The 15,217-nt window shown below is 67.7% G+C and carries 15 protein-coding genes; 4 read left to right on the top strand and 11 right to left on the bottom strand.

What is annotated here, in order from left to right:
* Positions 1-49 precede the first annotated feature (49 nt).
* Positions 50-1,408, bottom strand: coding sequence for a glutamine synthetase family protein (locus NNZ72_RS09195; RefSeq protein WP_257314995.1), 1,359 nt, complete (start codon positions 1,406-1,408; stop codon positions 50-52).
* A gap of 147 nt (positions 1,409-1,555) precedes the next feature.
* On the opposite strand from NNZ72_RS09195, the gene NNZ72_RS09190 reads away from it, so the two are divergent.
* Positions 1,556-2,929 carry an aspartate aminotransferase family protein gene (locus tag NNZ72_RS09190; RefSeq protein WP_257314994.1) on the top strand — a complete coding sequence of 458 codons (1,374 nt, stop codon included), beginning with the start codon at positions 1,556-1,558 and terminating at the stop codon, positions 2,927-2,929.
* 3 nt (positions 2,930-2,932) lie between these two features.
* Here NNZ72_RS09190 and vapC read toward each other — a convergent pair whose 3' ends face one another.
* The 6 genes from vapC to NNZ72_RS09160 form a co-directional block, all read right to left on the bottom strand.
* On the bottom strand, positions 2,933-3,322 hold the full coding sequence (gene vapC, locus NNZ72_RS09185; RefSeq protein ID WP_257314993.1) for a type II toxin-antitoxin system VapC family toxin: 390 nt from the start codon (positions 3,320-3,322) through the stop codon (positions 2,933-2,935).
* A complete protein-coding gene (locus NNZ72_RS09180; RefSeq protein ID WP_257314992.1) occupies positions 3,319-3,549 on the bottom strand; it encodes a type II toxin-antitoxin system VapB family antitoxin in 231 nt (76 codons plus the stop codon). Before NNZ72_RS09180 ends, vapC begins: the two co-directional genes overlap by 4 nt.
* 59 nt (positions 3,550-3,608) lie before the next feature.
* Entirely contained in the window at positions 3,609-5,111 is a 1,503-nt protein-coding gene (locus tag NNZ72_RS09175; RefSeq protein WP_257314991.1) for an AMP nucleosidase, read from the bottom strand.
* A gap of 87 nt (positions 5,112-5,198) precedes the next feature.
* A complete protein-coding gene (locus NNZ72_RS09170) occupies positions 5,199-5,519 on the bottom strand; it encodes a YnfA family protein (RefSeq protein ID WP_257314990.1) in 321 nt (106 codons plus the stop codon).
* Between the two features lie 100 nt (positions 5,520-5,619).
* On the bottom strand, positions 5,620-5,796 hold the full coding sequence (locus tag NNZ72_RS09165) for a hypothetical protein (protein WP_257314989.1): 177 nt from the start codon (positions 5,794-5,796) through the stop codon (positions 5,620-5,622).
* 32 nt (positions 5,797-5,828) lie between these two features.
* Positions 5,829-5,993: a hypothetical protein gene (locus NNZ72_RS09160; RefSeq protein WP_257314988.1), complete on the bottom strand. Its 165-nt coding sequence runs from the start codon at positions 5,991-5,993 to the stop codon at positions 5,829-5,831.
* A gap of 460 nt (positions 5,994-6,453) precedes the next feature.
* Between NNZ72_RS09160 and NNZ72_RS09155 the strand changes: the two genes are divergently transcribed.
* Positions 6,454-6,723 (top strand): SEL1-like repeat protein, encoded by a 270-nt coding sequence (locus NNZ72_RS09155; protein ID WP_257314987.1) that lies wholly within the window; start codon positions 6,454-6,456, stop codon positions 6,721-6,723.
* Between the two features lie 90 nt (positions 6,724-6,813).
* Here the strand turns inward: NNZ72_RS09155 and NNZ72_RS09150 are convergent, their stop codons facing one another.
* From NNZ72_RS09150 to NNZ72_RS09135, 4 genes are all read right to left on the bottom strand, one after another.
* Positions 6,814-7,935 (bottom strand): pyridoxal phosphate-dependent aminotransferase, encoded by a 1,122-nt coding sequence (locus tag NNZ72_RS09150; RefSeq protein WP_257314986.1) that lies wholly within the window; start codon positions 7,933-7,935, stop codon positions 6,814-6,816.
* 141 nt (positions 7,936-8,076) lie between these two features.
* Positions 8,077-8,502, bottom strand: coding sequence for a PilZ domain-containing protein (locus tag NNZ72_RS09145; RefSeq protein WP_257314985.1), 426 nt, complete (start codon positions 8,500-8,502; stop codon positions 8,077-8,079).
* 109 nt (positions 8,503-8,611) lie between these two features.
* The gene (locus tag NNZ72_RS09140) at positions 8,612-8,965 is read right to left on the bottom strand and encodes a hypothetical protein (protein ID WP_257314984.1); all 354 of its coding nucleotides are present in this window, start codon (positions 8,963-8,965) and stop codon (positions 8,612-8,614) included.
* A 229-nt stretch (positions 8,966-9,194) separates the two neighbouring features.
* Positions 9,195-10,418 carry an acyl-CoA dehydrogenase gene (locus NNZ72_RS09135; protein WP_257314983.1) on the bottom strand — a complete coding sequence of 408 codons (1,224 nt, stop codon included), beginning with the start codon at positions 10,416-10,418 and terminating at the stop codon, positions 9,195-9,197.
* 236 nt (positions 10,419-10,654) lie between these two features.
* Between NNZ72_RS09135 and NNZ72_RS09130 the strand changes: the two genes are divergently transcribed.
* Both NNZ72_RS09130 and NNZ72_RS09125 read left to right on the top strand, forming a co-directional pair.
* Entirely contained in the window at positions 10,655-11,686 is a 1,032-nt protein-coding gene (locus NNZ72_RS09130; RefSeq protein ID WP_257314982.1) for an extracellular catalytic domain type 1 short-chain-length polyhydroxyalkanoate depolymerase, read from the top strand.
* An 84-nt stretch (positions 11,687-11,770) separates the two neighbouring features.
* Entirely contained in the window at positions 11,771-15,103 is a 3,333-nt protein-coding gene (locus NNZ72_RS09125) for a caspase family protein (protein WP_257314981.1), read from the top strand.
* The last annotated feature ends 114 nt before the right edge of the window (positions 15,104-15,217 follow it).

Here is a 15,217-nt window from a genome sequence, read left to right as displayed (position 1 = left end):
CCGCTTGCGGGGAGAAGGCGGCCGGCAGGCCGGATGAGGGGCCGACGCCTCAGATCCGCGGCAGATAGGTCCGGTAGTCGAAGTCCGAGACGGTGCGCAGGTAGGTGATCGCCTCCTTGCGCTTCGTGTCGGCATAGAGCTTCTGGTAGGCCGCGCCGAAGGCGTCGGCGATGAAGGGCGAGGCGGCGAACTCCTCGACCGCCGTCAGGAAGTCGTGCGTGAGCCGCGTCGCCCCGGGCACGTCCTTGCCGGGCTCCGTCGCCGGCCCCGGATCGAGGTCGCCGTCGAGGCCCGAGAGGATGCCGCCGAGGATCGCCGTCAGCAGCAGGTAGGGATTGACGTCGGCGCCCGCCACGCGGTGCTCGACGCGCGCCGCCGGCCCGTCCTTGTCGGGGATGCGGATCGCCGTGCCGCGATGGCCAAAGCCCCAGGTGAGGTCGACCGGCGCAAACGAGCCCGGCTGGAAGCGGCGGTAGGAATTGGCGAACGGCGCGAAGACGAGCTGCGCGGCGCGCATCGTCGCAAGCATGCCGGCGGTGATCGATTTCAGGAGCGCCGGCTCGCCGCCCCTGGCGTCGAGGATGTTGCGGCCGTCCCCGTCGACGATGCTCGCATGCACGTGCAGGCCGGAGCCGGCATGCTCGGCATAGGGTTTGGCCATGCAGGTGGATTTGAGGCCGAAGCGGCGGGCGGCTTCCTCGGCGATGCGCTTGAGATAGATGCAGTCGTCGGCCGCCGCCAGCGCGTCCGGCCGGTGCAGCAGGTTCACCTCGAACTGGCCGGGGCCGAATTCCGCCGTCGTGGCGTCGGCCGGCAGGTCCATCGCCTTCGCCCAGGCGCGCACGGTCTGGAGGTAGCCGTCGAGCGCGTCGGTGGCGCGCATGTCGTAGAGCTGGAAGCCGTTCGGCTCGCCGTGATACGTCAGCGCCGCCGGCGGGCGCGGGCGGCCGGTCTCGCGCCAGTCGTCCTCGACCACGTAGAATTCGAGCTCCGTCGCCACGACCGGCGTCAGCCCGCGTTCGGCGAAGCGTTCGATCATGCGCGCCAGGATGGCGCGCGGGTCCATGAAGGAGGGCGTGCCGTCGAACTCGTGCATGGTGGCGAGCACCTGCCGCGAGCCTTCCGGCGCCCAGGGCATCGGCGCGAGCGAGCGGCGGTCGGGGATGCATACGCCGTCCGGATCGCCGGCGGAGAGCGACAGGCCGGTGATGTCGTCGTTGTCGTCGCCCCAGATGTCGAGCGACTGGGTGGAGGAGGGCAGGCGGACGGAACCGTCCCAGATCTTCGCCTCGCCCTCCGGCGGCACCTGCTTGCCGCGCAGGTCCCCGTTCATGCCGACGAGGAGGATTTCGATACGGGGCGGCGCATTGGCGGGCGGGGAACCGGCCGCCGTCTTGTCGTTTGTCATGATGCCTGCTTCGTCTGGCTGGAAGCCTTTGGACAGACCGGCCGGGGGGTGGCCGATCTCTTGCCAAATGCCTGTTGCAAGGGCATTTTCCTAGCCCATTCTGTCCCGCCGTTCAACACGGGGGGCGCTTCTCGAAGGATGTCTCCCATGTCGACCAGCAGTGCAGCAGCCGTCTCGAACCTCGGTGCCCTCGATGCCGCCCATCATCTTCATCCCTTCTCGGACATGAAGAAGCTGAATGCGACCGGCACGCGCATCATCGAGCGCGGCGAGGGCTGCCACATCTTCGACAATCACGGCAAGCGCTATCTCGACGGCTTCGCCGGCCTCTGGTGCGTCAACATCGGCTACGGCCGCGGGGAGATCGCCGACGCCGTCGTCCGCCAGATGAACGAGCTTCCCTACTACAACACCTTCTTCGGCACCACGACGCCGCCCGCCGTGCTGCTGGCGCAGAAGATCGCCTCGCATGCCGGCCCGGCCATCAACCGCGTCTTCTTCACCGGCTCCGGCTCGGAGGCGAACGACACCTGGTTCCGCATGGCCCGCGTCTACTGGGCCGCCGTCGGCAGGCCGACCAAGAAGGCGGTGATCGCGCGGCGCAACGGCTATCACGGCTCCACCGTCGCCGGCGCCTCGCTCGGCGGCATGAAGTGGATGCACGAGCAGGGGGACCTGCCGATCGCCGGCATCCACCACATCGGCCAGCCCTACTGGTACGGCGAGGACGGCGACCTCTCGCCGGAGGATTTCGGCCTGAAGGTCGCGCGCGAGCTGGAGGAGAAGATCGACGAGCTCGGCGAGGACAACGTCGCCGCCTTCGTCGCCGAGCCGATCCAGGGCGCCGGCGGCGTCATCGTGCCGCCCGCCACCTACTGGCCGGAGATCGCCCGCATCTGCAAGGCGCGGAAAATCCTGCTCGTCGCCGACGAGGTGATCTGCGGCTTCGGCCGTACCGGCCGATGGTTCGGCCACCAGCATTTCGGCGTCGAGCCGGATCTGGCACCGATCGCCAAGGGCCTCTCCTCGGGGTATCTGCCGATCGGCGGCGTCATGGTCTCCGACCGCGTCGGCGACGTGCTGGTCGAGGAGGTCGGCGACTTCAACCACGGCTTCACCTATTCCGGCCATCCCGTCTGCGCCGCCGCCGCACTGGAGAACCTGCGCATCATCGAGGAGGAGAGGCTGGTCGAGCGCGTCCACGACGACATCGGCCCCTATCTCGCCGAGGGCTTCGGGTCGCTTGTGAATCACCCGATCGTCGGCGAGATCCAGCAGGTCGGCCTGATGGCGGCGATCCAGCTCGCCGAGGACAAGGCGAGCCGCAGGCGCTTCGAGGACAGGGAGAAGGCCGGCGTCACGGTGCGCAACCATTGCCTGGAGAACGGCCTCGTGCTGCGCGCCACCGGCGACCGCATGCTCTTCTCCCCGCCGCTCGTCATCAGCCACGCCGAGGTGGACGAGATGATCGACATCACGAAGAAGGGGCTGGATCACGCGTGGGCGGTGCTGAGGGCCTGAGGTTCAGGCGATCCGAAGGCCGAGATGCTCGGCCATCGGATCGAAGTCCCTGTCGGCGTGGAGCAGGCTGTGGCCGTGCTCGATGCAATAGGTGCCGATGACGAGATCCGTGGTCTTGCGGATGGTGATGCCCTTCGCGCGAAGCCGGCGGAAATTTCCGGCGGCTTTCACCGCGAGCTCGGGAGATAGCATCGAAACGGTGCCGAAGGCGGCCAGCCGCTTGTGAAGATTGGCGGCGTGGCCGTCGTTTCGTGCGCCTTGCAGGATTTCCAGCAGAACAACGTCACCCAGAACGACTTGCTTGAGTTTCAGGCCTGCCTGGAGCATAGACGTTTCCGGCGTCGAGAGGTCGCGCAGATGCGCGATCCAGACGGAGCTGTCGACAACGATCATTCAGCCGCGTCTTTTGCGTGGTCCGAGTCCGGCCCCCAGCCGAGGCGCATCGCGTCGAGATCGCCTTCCCAGCCCATTCCCTGCAACTCGTTCAGCGCATTTCTCCGGCGAAGTTCCTCGACCATCTCGCGCAAGGCCTTCTCCACGATGGCCTTTTTCGTCGTCAGCCCCGTGAGTTCCATGGCTTCGGCCATCAAGGCGTCGTCAAGCTCGATATTGGTACGCATGGCCACCTCGTGTGTATGAACTTATAAAATCATACACCAAAGCCCGATCGCTCACAATCTCACTGGAACGCCGTCTCGAAGAAGCTCCTCAGCTTGCGCGAATGCAGCTTCTCCGGCGGCATGCCGGCAAGCTTCTCCAGCGCGCGGATGCCGATCCTCAGATGCTGGTTGACCTGCGTGCGGTAGAAGGCGGTCGCCATGCCGGGGAGTTTCAGCTCGCCGTGCAGCGGCTTGTCGGAGACGCAGAGCAGGGTGCCGTAGGGCACGCGGAAGCGGAAGCCGTTGGCGGCGATGGTGGCCGATTCCATGTCGAGGGCGATGGCGCGCGACTGCGACAGGCGCTTGACCGGCCCGCGCTGGTCGCGCAGTTCCCAGTTGCGGTTGTCGATCGTGGCGACGGTGCCGGTGCGCATGATGCGCTTGAGGTCGTAGCCCTTGAAGCCCGTCACCTCCTCGACCGCGCTCTCGAGCGCCACCTGCACCTCGGCGAGTGCGGGGATCGGCACCCAGACCGGCAGGTCGTCGTCGAGCACGTGATCCTCGCGCACATAGGCATGGGCGAGCACGTAGTCGCCGAGCGTCTGGCTGTTCCTGAGCCCCGCGCAATGGCCGAGCATCAGCCAGGCATGCGGGCGCAGCACGGCGATATGGTCGGTGATCGTCTTGGCGTTGGAGGGGCCGACGCCGATATTGACGACGGTGATGCCGCCGTGGCCCTTCTTCTTGATGTGATAGGCCGGCATCTGCGGCAGCCGGCCGGGCGAGATGTTCGGCTCCGGCCGATCGCTGCCGGCCGGCGTGATGATGTTGCCGGGCTCGACGAAGGCGGTGTAGCCGTTGCCGCCCTCCGCCATCTGCTGGCGCGCCCATTCGCAGAACTCGTCGATGTAGAACTGGTAGTTGGTGAAGAGCACGAAGTTCTGGAAGTGGTTGGCGCTCGTCGCCGTGTAGTGGCTGAGGCGGGCGAGCGAATAGTCGATGCGCTGCGCCGTGAAGGGGGCGAGCGGCGAGGGTTCTCCGGGACCCGGCTCGTAGGAGCCGTTGGCGATCTCGTCGTCGGTGTTGCCGAGGTCGGGCGCGTCGAACAGGTCGCGCAGCGGCAGGTCGATGTTCTCCGCCACCGCCGCCTCGACATGCGCACCCTCGCCGAAGGCGAAGTGCAGCGGGATCGGCGTCGCCGATTCGGAGACGGTGACGCGCACGCCGTGATTGCGCATCAGGTGTCCGAGCTGTTCCTTGAGATAGTGGCGGAACAGCTTCGGCCGCGTCACGGTCGTCGTGTAGAGGCCGGGTGAGGCGACGTAGCCGTAGGACAGGCGCGAATCGACGAGGCCGAAGCTCGTCGTCTCGATGCCGACCTGCGGATAGCAGGCGCGGAAACGCCGGTCGGGCGCGCCGTTCTCGCCGAGCGAGGCGAAGGCCTCGGTGAGGAAGCGGGTGTTGCGCTCGTAGAGCGCGTCGAGCGCGTCGACCGCGGCGACCGGATCGTCGAAGGACTGCGGCTCGAAGGGCTCGGGCGTGGCGAAGGGGAGAGGCTTCAGGGAAAAGGTCTGTTTGCTCATGAATCACTATAGTTTGCCGTCGCTGACAAGCAAACGACAAGTTGCCGTGGGCCGCAAGCCCTCCCGCCCGCCCGAAATGTGGACGCCTCAGCGCGGCGCGGCAAGCACGATGCCGGCGCCGACGAGCACGAGCGTGGCGCCGGCGAGATCGAAGCGGTCGGGCCGCATGCCTTCGGCAAGCCACAGCCAGAGGAGCGAGGCGGCGATGTAGACCCCGCCATAGGCCGCATAGGCGCGGCCGGCGAAGGCGCTGTCGGCCTGCGCCAGCAGCCAGGCGAAGAGCGCGAGCGACGCCATGCCCGGCAGCAGCCAGAGCGCCGTCCGGTCGAGCCGCCACCAGGCCCAGAAGGCGAAGCAGCCGGCGATCTCGGCGAGCGCGGCGGCGGAGAAGACGAGGAAGGATTTCATGCGCGGTCCCGGACGGCTGGAGGAGGTCTCCGGTTTAGCACGGAACGGCGGCGGGGGAAGGGGAAGGGGAAGGGGAAGGGGAAGGGGAGAGACTCCCCGCTCAGCTCATCGACTGGCGCTGCAGGGTCACGAAGAGGACGAGGCCGGCGCCCTGCTTCCCGATGCCGAGGCCGCCCGAGCTGCTCCAGGCGAGTGCGCCGAAGGGCGCGACCATCATCGCCGAGAGCGCGAGGATGCGCAGCGCGGTGGAGGCGGTCCGGGAGAGGGTGCTCGTCATGGCTCGGTTTCGTCCTTCGATGGTGTGGCGGGTCAGAGGGTGGCGCGGCAGAGGGTCGGCACCGCGCAGGCCGAGAGTGCGCCGTGGCGGCTTTTCTGGTTGCGGCGGTAGTCCGTCTCGACGGCGGCCGCGAGCAGGATCGCGAAGATCGCCAGAAGCAGCGTGATGATCGTGAGGCGGCGTGCGAGGATGTCCATGATGTCCGTCCGTCTGTCTGTCTGTCCTGTCGTGCGGCTCTTGTCGCACGATGGGACTGAACGGGTCCTGAGAGGGCGGTTCATCTCCCGTTCAGGAAAGGCGTGGACGGCCTTTCGGGCGGCGGAAGGAAAGCGCCGGCTCGCTTCGTGGTTAGCGAAGGGTTGAAGCCGCGGGTTGAACGATCGGTAAATTTTGAGGCGAATGCGCTGATTCAGAGGGATCGCGATGTTTAACGAAAATCCAACTTTACCAAGCGTTTGGACTTTGTTTGTCGCAAATTAAGCATGCATTTTAAGCGTGCATTGAAGGGCCGGTGGCATAGTGGAGCCATAAGACGAGCCGGAACGAACCGGCCCGAAAACGCCGAGGGAAGACCCGAGCCGCGGAAGACGGCGGGCGCCCGAGGCGGGGTAAGACAGGGCACTGCAAGCGCGAAACCATAAGACAGGGACAATCGAAATGGCACGCTTTGACTTCCAGACCTCCGAGACGGCCGCCATGACGGGCGGCGAGACCCGCGCCGAGATCTTCTGCGACATGGGTCTGATGTATGCGACCGGACGCGGATGCGACGTCGATCTGGTCGCCGCCCACAAGTGGCTGAACATCGCCGCCATCAAGGGCTGCGAGCGCGCCGCGGAACTCCGCGCCGATCTCGCCCAGACGATGACCAAGGCCGACCTCGCGCTGGCGCTGCGCGCGGCGCGGGAATGGATGACGATGCATTGAAGGGGCGAATGGCGAATGGCGAGTAGCGAATAGTTTGACAGCGAGAACGATTTCCCGCCCAACTATTCGCTATTCGCTATTCGCTATTCGCTATTCGCTATTCGCTATTCGCTTCAAGACCTTCGGCAACACCGCCGAAAACAGTGCCATGTCCTCCTCCGGGCCGGTGCTCACGCGGATGCAGCGGTTGAGGGGCGCGATGCCGGGCATGCGGATGAAGACGCCGTGCTCCATCAGCCCGTCGACGACGGCGCGGGCGTAGGCGCCGTCGCGGCCGCAGTCGATCGTGACGAAATTGGTGGCCGACGCGAGCGGCTTCAGGCCGTTTTCCGCGGCGATCGCGGCGATGCGCTCGCGCGCGGCGGCGATCTTGTCGACGACGACGGCAAGATAGGCCTGGTCCTTCAGCGCGGCGAGTGCCGCCTCCACCGACAGGCGGGCCATGCCGAAATGGTTGCGGATCTTGTCGAAGGCCTGCGCGTTGCCGAGCGTGCCGACGGCATAGCCGACGCGCGCGCCGGCAAGCCCGTAGGCCTTGGAGAAGGTGCGCATGCGCAGCACGTTCGGCTGGCCGATCAGCGTTTCCATCGCGGGGATCGCGTCCGCGGGCGCCGTCTCGCAATAGGCCTCGTCCAGCACCAGCAGCGTCGTCTCCGGCAGCGCGCGGGCGAAGGCGACGACGCTATCGGCATCCCACCAGCTTCCCATCGGATTGTCGGGATTGGCGAGATAGACGAGCGGTGCGTTCTCGCGGCGCACGGCCTGCGCGAGACCGTCGAGGTCCTCGCGGTCGCCGACATAGGGCACGGTGACGAGGCGGCCGCCGAAGCCGTTGACGTGGTAGTTGAAGGTCGGATAGCCGCCGAGCGAGGTGACGACCGGCGTGCCGGGCTCGACGACGAGGCGGACGATCTCGCCGAGCAGGCCGTCGACGCCGCCGCCGACGGCGATGTTGTCGCGCGAGATGTCGTGGTGGAAGGCGAGCGCCTCGCGCAGCGCGACGTTCTCCGGATCGGCATACATCCAGGTGGTGCCGGCCTTCTCCCGCATCGCCTCCAGCACGGAGGGCGCCGGGCCGAAGCCGCTCTCGTTGGCGCCGATGCGGGCGGTGACGGCGAGGCCGCGGCTGCGCTCGATCGCCTCCGGCCCGACGAAGGGAACGGTGGCGGGCAGGCTGTGGGCAAGGGCGGTGAAGCGGGAGAATGCGGACATGAGGGGCTGCCTGGAAAGGAAGAGACGGGAGCGGGAGGAGGAAGCGACTCGTCCCGCGGCAACCCTAGAACATCCCGCACGCGGGCGGAATCGCCGTGTGCGGAAAAGATGCCCGGCCGACGACGCCGGCCGGCGGAGCGATCAGCGCACGGCCGAGCCGATCGGGGCCTTCTCGACGCCCGCCATGTAGGCGCGCGCCTCCTTCTTGCGCCCGGTGATGCCGCCGGTGAAGTAGTCGGAGCGGACGATCGCGCGCAGGAGCTCCTCGTCGATCTCCTTGATGAACTGCACGGCGATGCGGTGATCGTTGCGATAGACCTCGGCGCAGCCGATGCGCGCGGCGATGCCGACGATGGTGAGGTAGTAGTGGCTCGGAAGGCCGATCGTCGTGTTGACGGTGAAGGTGGCGGTGCCGAGCGAGATGTCGATCAGCTGGCAGGGCCGCGTCTTGGGGAGGGCGAGGTCGAGGTTGACGGTGAGCAGCATGCCCTGCCGGTTGACGGCGAAGCGCTCCCATTTGCGCTCGTAGAGGCCGAGGCCCGACGGTCTTTTGGCATCGTCGTTCATTGCGGCATTCCCCATTCGTGGACGTCATGTCCGGCAGAGATGGGCGAACTGTCGCAGGCGGATATTGTCTTTTGTTAAAACAAATGACTAAAAGTTTAACCGCCCGTTCCTACTCCGTTTTCCTGCCCGCCCGCCCGAGCGCGAGGTCGAGGAAATCCGGGTCGAGGAACATGTTGAAGCGGACGACCAGCTCGTCGCCGCTGCGCTTGAACTCCGTGCAGGGGATCTCGTCGCGGATGCCCTCCACCTCCAGGTAGAAGTTCTCCGGCAGGCCGATCGTCCCGCTGATGGCGATGACGGCGCCCGCGCTCGACAGGCTCCTGATGACGCAGGGATGGGCCGTCGTGGCGCTGAGCCGGTGGCCGACGGGAATGATGCGGCCGGGCCTGTCGACGCGATACTGGACGAAGCTGCGCTTGGGGTTGTGCAGGCGGACCTGCTCGTGGACGTGTTCGAGAGGCATGGCGCCCTCCCGCTCCTCGTTGGAACTGTCCGGACTGTATCGAAACGGGATGGAGAAAGCGTGAAGACGGCCGCTCGCATTTGAACGAACGGCCGCAAGGGCGATCTCACTCATCCGGCCCTTCGGGCCACCTTCTCCCCGAGGGGAGAAGGGAGGAGCACGCCATCTCGCTTTCCGCCTTCTCCCCCTCGGGGAGAAGGTGCGGCAGGCGGATGAGGGGGCTGGTCCCTTACTGGAAGGCCTGCAGCCCCGTCTGGGCACGGCCGAGAATCAGCGCATGGATGTCGTGCGTGCCCTCGTAGGTGTTGACGGCTTCGAGGTTCATGACGTGGCGGATGACGCCGTATTCGTCGGAGACGCCGTTGCCGCCGTGCATGTCGCGCGAGACGCGGGCGATGTCGAGCGCCTTGCCGCAATTGTTGCGCTTCATCAGCGAGATGAGCTCGGCGGGCGCGCGGTGCTCGTCGAACAGGCGGCCGAGGCGGAGCGCCCCCTGCAGGCCGAGCGCGATCTCGGTCTCCATGTCGGCGAGCTTCTTCTGGACGAGCTGGGTGGCGGCGAGCGGCCTGCCGAACTGCTTGCGGTCGAGCGTGTACTGGCGCGCGGCGTGCCAGCAGAATTCGGCGGCGCCCATGGCGCCCCAGGCGATGCCGTAGCGGGCGCGGTTGAGGCAGCCGAACGGGCCGGCAAGCCCGGAGACCTCCGGCAGCAGGTTCTCCTCCGGCACGAAGACGTCCTGCATCATGATCATGCCCGTGACGGAGGCGCGCAGCGAGAACTTGCCCTCGATCTTCGGCGTTTCCAGGCCCTTCATGCCGCGTTCCAGCACGAAACCCTTGATCTTGTTGTCATGCGCGCCGGACTTCGCCCAGACGACGGCGACGTCGGCGATCGGCGAATTGGTGATCCAGTTCTTGGCGCCGGAGACGAGATAGCCGCCGTCGACCTTCCTGGCCCGGGTGATCATCGACGAGGGGTCGGAGCCGTGGTCGGGCTCGGTGAGGCCGAAGCAGCCGACCCATTCGCCGGACGCGAGCTTCGGCAGGTATTTCCTGCGCTGCTCCTCCGTGCCGTAGGCGAAGATCGGGTGCATGACGAGCGAGGACTGCACGGACATCGCCGAGCGGTAGCCGGAATCGACCCGCTCCACCTCGCGGGCGACGAGGCCGTAGGAGACGTAGTTGGCACCGACGCCGCCGTATTCTTCCGGGATCGTCGGGCCGAGCAGGCCGAGCTCGCCCATCTCGCTCATGATCTCGCGGTGGAAGACCTCGTGGCGGTTGGCCTCGGTCACGCGGGAGGCGAGCTTGTCCTGACAGTAGGCGCGTGCCGTGTCGCGGATCATGCGCTCCTCGTCGCTGAGCTGGTCCTCGATCAGGAAGGGGTCCGCCCAGTCGAAGGGCGCCATCCTGGCGCGGGCCTGTTGCGGGGTGGCGCTGTGGTGCTCGCTCATCGTTTCGGTCCTGTCGCGGGTTTTGACTGGCAGAAGTGCTACACCAGCTTGGCGCGGACCGGAAGACGAACGGGCCCGCGGCGGCGGCCGCCGCTCTCCCTATTTGCGAATGCCCTCATGAGCCGGCAGAATGAGCGGCGCGCAATTTTACCGCGACTTGCAAGCCTCGGGCCTTGATTGTGGCGGCTGCGGGCGTCATTTACCTGACGATGAGCAATTCATTCACGAGCAGGCGCATGCGCAACCGATTCCGGCGATCCGTCATGCGCCTCCTGCAGGGCCACCTGCCCGACAGCGCCTCCCTCTGGCCCTTCTCCCGCCCCGAGCCGGCGAAGCCGGCCCGCCCGCGCCGGCGGCGGCAGGCCGCGCCGCCGGTGCTTGCCGCCGTGGCGGATTTCGGTTCCAATCCCGGCAACCTCTCGATGTTCGCCCATATCCCCGAGGGCCTGCCCGCCGGCCGGCCGCTGGTGCTCGTGCTGCACGGCTGCCGGCAGGATGCGGCGAGCTACGACCGGGCCGCCGGCTGGTCGACGCTCGCCGAGGAGCGCGGTTTCGCCGTCGTCTATGCCGAGCAGAAGCGCTCCAACAATCCCGGTCTCTGTTTCACCTGGTTCCGGCCGAGCGAGGTGACGCGCGACCGCGGCGAGCTGATGTCGATCCGCCAGATGGTGGCGCATGCCGCCGATCTCGCCGCAAGCGACGCCGGGCGCATCTTCGTCACCGGCCTGTCGGCCGGCGGCGCGATGGCGGCGGCGGCGCTCGCCAACTATCCGGACGTCTTCGCCGGCGGTGCGGTCATCGCCGGGCTTCCCTTCGGCGCGGCGCGCGACGCCACGCGCGCCTTCGAGGCGATGGCGGAGGCCCCCGGCCGCAGCGCCCGCGAATGGGGCGACCTCGTGCGCGCGGCGGTACCCGACGGCGGCCGCAGGCCGGCGATCTCGATCTGGCACGGCACGGCGGACGACACCGTCGCGCTCTCCAACGCCGCGGCGCTCGTCGAGCAGTGGCGCGACCTCCACCGCCTGCCGGAGGAGGCTTTCGTCGAGAAGCGCACGAAGAGCCGGCGCACCCGCGTCTGGCCGGACGGCGAGGGCAGGGCGCTCGTCAGCCTCACCGAGATCGAGGGCCTCGGCCACGGCACGCCCGTCACCCGCGGCGCGGGCGGCGGCTTCGCCGTCTCGGACGAGCCGTTCATGCTGGAGGCCGGCTTTTCCTCGACGCGCGAGATCGCCAGGACCTGGGGCATCACGCGCCGCTGGCGGCGCTGAGGACGAAAAATTCCGGCCGCGTCCACATTGAAACGGCAGGGGCCATACGTAATACTCTTCGGCAATAATGCCGGAGGGAAGGGCATGTTCAAGCGACTGCAAAAACGCTGGGCGCCGGTATTCTTCGTGTCGATCGCAATCGTCGTCTTCCACGCGGGGGCCGCGGAGGCCAGGCGCGTCGCGCTTCTGATCGGCAACCAGAAATACGAAGCGACCGCCCAGCTCAACAACCCCGCCAACGACGTCGAGCTGATGCGCGAATCGTTCCAGAATGCGGGCTTCGATTCGGTGAAGACCGTCTTCGACCTCGACCGCGCCGCCATGGTCAAGGCGCTGCGCGACTTCGAGGACGAGGCGATCGACGCCGAGGTGGCCGTCGTCTATTTCTCCGGCCACGCGATGGAGATGAACGGCATCAACTACCTGCTGCCGGTCGACGCGCAGCTGAAGAGCGACCGCGACGTCGAGGACGAGAGCGTGCCGATCGACCGCGTGCAGCGCTCGCTCGAAGGCGCCAAGAAGCTGAAGCTCTTCATCCTCGACGCCTGCCGCAACAACCCGTTCGCCCAGTCGATGACGCGCTCGATCGGCACGCGCGCCGTCACCCGGGGCCTCGCCCGCGTCGAGCCCGAATCGGCCGACACGCTGATCGCCTTCGCCTCGAAGGCCGGCACCGTGGCGCTCGACGGCGAGGGCATGAACAGCCCCTTCGCCACCGCGCTCGCCAAGCATCTCGTCGAGCCCGGCGTCGACGTGCGCATCGCGCTCGGCAAGGTGCGCGACGAGGTGGTGCAGGCGACCAACCGCGAGCAGGAGCCCTTCGTCTACGGCTCGCTCGGCGGCGCGCAGATCTTCCTCAACATCAAGGAAGTCAACATCAACGTCACCAACAGCGGCAACACGCAGGAGGTCTCGCCGAACGGTCAGTCCGAAGCGGCCGCCGACTGGCAGAACATCCGCGACCTCGCCGACAAGGACCTGCTTGAAGCCTTCATCGCCAAGCACGGCCGCGACCCGGTCTACAAGATGCTGGCCGAGAAGAAGCTCGCGAGCCTCGCCGAGGCCACCCAGAAGGAGGGCCAGGACGCCGACGCCATCGCCTGGGAGGCGCTGCGCGGCTCGACCGACGCGGCGGCGCTCCAGCGCTTCATCGAGCGCTATCCCGACAGCCACCACCGCGGCGAGGCCGAGGAGCTCATCGCCGCACTGGAGCCGAAGAAGGGGCTCAGCGTCGACGTCGCCTCGAAGGAGACGCCGGCCTCCCGCGACTGCTACCTGCTTGCCGGCGAGCCGCAGTCGCTGCCGGGCTTCATGGGCGTCACCTTCCTGAAGATCGACGCCAAGCGGGCGCTGACCGCCTGCGCGCAGGCCGTCAACGAGAACCCGTCCGACGGCATGCTCGTCAACCTGCTCGGCCGCGCGCACGACGCCGACCGCAACTATGTCGAGGCGCGGCGCAACTACGAGAAGGCGATCGAGCTCGGCAACATGTACGCGCTGACGAACCTCGCCTGGTTCTCGGTCTACGGCACCGACGGCGCCGTCGACGTGCCGAAGGGCCTCTCCATGTTCGAGAAGGCGGCGACGGCGGGTAACGCCTATGCCCAGGCCTCGCTCGGCTGGCTCTACCGCGAGGGCTACGGCGGCACGCGGCAGGACTACAACGAGGCGGTGCGCTGGTACCAGCAGTCGGCCAACCAGGGCTATGCCAACGCCATGGCGACGATGGGCTGGTTCCACCGCGAGGGCCTCGGCGTCCCGCAGGACTACGTCCAGTCGCTCGCCTGGTACCGCAAGGCGGCCGACGCCGGCGACGCCAACGCCATGTCCTCGCTCGGCTGGGCCTACCAGAACGGGCTCGGCACCGCGCAGGACTATGCCGAGGCCAAGGTCTGGTACGAGAAGGCCGCCAATGTCGGCGATTCCTACTCCATGGCCTCGCTCGCCTGGCTCTACGACGTCGGCAACGGCGTCAAGCAGGACTACGTGGAGGCCCGCTACTGGTACGAGAAGGCGGCGAACGCCGGCTCGTCCTACGCCATGGGCAACCTGTCGCGCCTCTACGACCAGGGCCTCGGCACGCCCGCCGACGCGAAGGAGGCCGTGCGCTGGGCGGCCGCGAGCGTGGAGAGCGGCGACGCCACCAAGCTCAAGGAGCTGAAGGAGACCCCCGGCAACTTCACGCTCGCCTTCCGCAAGGAGATGCAGAACCTCCTCAAGGACCGCGGCCTCTACACCGGCGCGGCCGACGGCGAGTTCGGCGCCGCGACCCTCGCCGCCATCGACAGCCTGGCGGGCGGCCGCGACGGCGGCACGGTCTCCAACACCGATGCCGGCCAGTCGTCGACGGCGCTCTCCGGCGGCTCGGACGCCGACCAGTGCTACGAGCTCGCCGGCGAGCCGAACCTCCGGCCGGGCTTCCTCGGCAAGCTCTTCGCCCAGATCGACTACGGCCGGGCGATCCCCGCCTGCGAGGCGGCGCTCTCGGCCAATCCGGGCGACGACATGATCCGCAACATGCTCGGGCGGGCGCATGACGCCGCGCGCAACTACGCGCAGGCGCGCGAGCATTACCAGAAGGCCGCGGACGCCGGGAACCTCTACGCGCTGACGAACCTCGCCTGGTACTCGATCTACGGCACGGACGGCGCGGTCGACATGGCCAGGGGCACGCGCATGTTCGAGCAGGCGGCCAATGCCGGCAACGCCTATGCCCAGGCCTCGCTCGGCTGGCTCTACCGCGAGGGCTACAACGGCACGCGGCAGGACCATGTCGAGGCCGTCAGGTGGTACCGCATGGCGGCCGAGCAGGGCTACGGCAACGCGCAGGCTACCATGGGCTGGTTCTACCGCGAGGGGGTCGGCGTGGCGAAGGATCTCGCCGCCTCGCTCGACTGGTACACGAAGGGCGCGGAGAACGGCGACATCAACGCCATGTCCTCGCTCGGCTACGCCTACCAGTCCGGCCTCGGCGTGCCGGTCGACTATGCCGAGGCACGCAAGTGGTACGAGAAGGCGGCCGCCTTCAGCGACTTCTACTCGATGGCCTCGCTCGGCTGGCTCTACGACGTCGGCAACGGCGTGAAGCAGGACTACGTCCAGGCGATCGACTGGTACCGCAAGGCGGCCGACGGCGGCAACACCTACGCCATGGGCAACCTGTCGCGGCTCTACGACCACGGCCTCGGCACGCGCGCCGACGCCAAGGAGGCCGCGCGCTGGGCGGCGGCGAGCGTGGAGGGCGGCGACCAGGGCAAGCTGCAGGAGCTGAAGGGCTCGCCCGCGAACTTCACGCCGCAGTTCCGCAAGGAATTCCAGCAACTCCTCAAGCAGCGCGGCTACTATACCGGCCCGATCGACGGCGATTTCGGCATCGCCACCCAGAACGCGATCGACCGGCTCGCCTCGCGCACCTGAGGTGGGCATGCCCGCAACGAGAAACGCCGGGGCGGGGCCCCGGCGTTTTCGTTGTAACCAAAGTAAACCTCCACCTCCGGTGGAGGACTGGACGAGTTCTACATCGTGGTCGAG

The organism is Shinella pollutisoli (assembly GCF_024609765.1).
Classification (GTDB): Bacteria; Pseudomonadota; Alphaproteobacteria; order Rhizobiales; family Rhizobiaceae; genus Shinella; species Shinella pollutisoli.
Note: the sequence above shows the minus strand (reverse complement) of the source record. Positions and strands in the feature narration are given on the sequence as shown.

Coding starts and splice junctions, on each gene's coding strand:
- NNZ72_RS09195 (WP_257314995.1), bottom strand. CDS start 1,408: ATGACAAACGACAAGACGGCGGCCGGTTCCCCGCCCGCCAATGCGCCG.
- NNZ72_RS09190 (WP_257314994.1), top strand. CDS start 1,556: ATGTCGACCAGCAGTGCAGCAGCCGTCTCGAACCTCGGTGCCCTCGAT.
- vapC (WP_257314993.1), bottom strand. CDS start 3,322: ATGATCGTTGTCGACAGCTCCGTCTGGATCGCGCATCTGCGCGACCTC.
- NNZ72_RS09180 (WP_257314992.1), bottom strand. CDS start 3,549: ATGCGTACCAATATCGAGCTTGACGACGCCTTGATGGCCGAAGCCATG.
- NNZ72_RS09175 (WP_257314991.1), bottom strand. CDS start 5,111: ATGAGCAAACAGACCTTTTCCCTGAAGCCTCTCCCCTTCGCCACGCCC.
- NNZ72_RS09170 (WP_257314990.1), bottom strand. CDS start 5,519: ATGAAATCCTTCCTCGTCTTCTCCGCCGCCGCGCTCGCCGAGATCGCC.
- NNZ72_RS09165 (WP_257314989.1), bottom strand. CDS start 5,796: ATGACGAGCACCCTCTCCCGGACCGCCTCCACCGCGCTGCGCATCCTC.
- NNZ72_RS09160 (WP_257314988.1), bottom strand. CDS start 5,993: ATGGACATCCTCGCACGCCGCCTCACGATCATCACGCTGCTTCTGGCG.
- NNZ72_RS09155 (WP_257314987.1), top strand. CDS start 6,454: ATGGCACGCTTTGACTTCCAGACCTCCGAGACGGCCGCCATGACGGGC.
- NNZ72_RS09150 (WP_257314986.1), bottom strand. CDS start 7,935: ATGTCCGCATTCTCCCGCTTCACCGCCCTTGCCCACAGCCTGCCCGCC.
- NNZ72_RS09145 (WP_257314985.1), bottom strand. CDS start 8,502: ATGAACGACGATGCCAAAAGACCGTCGGGCCTCGGCCTCTACGAGCGC.
- NNZ72_RS09140 (WP_257314984.1), bottom strand. CDS start 8,965: ATGCCTCTCGAACACGTCCACGAGCAGGTCCGCCTGCACAACCCCAAG.
- NNZ72_RS09135 (WP_257314983.1), bottom strand. CDS start 10,418: ATGAGCGAGCACCACAGCGCCACCCCGCAACAGGCCCGCGCCAGGATG.
- NNZ72_RS09130 (WP_257314982.1), top strand. CDS start 10,655: ATGCGCAACCGATTCCGGCGATCCGTCATGCGCCTCCTGCAGGGCCAC.
- NNZ72_RS09125 (WP_257314981.1), top strand. CDS start 11,771: ATGTTCAAGCGACTGCAAAAACGCTGGGCGCCGGTATTCTTCGTGTCG.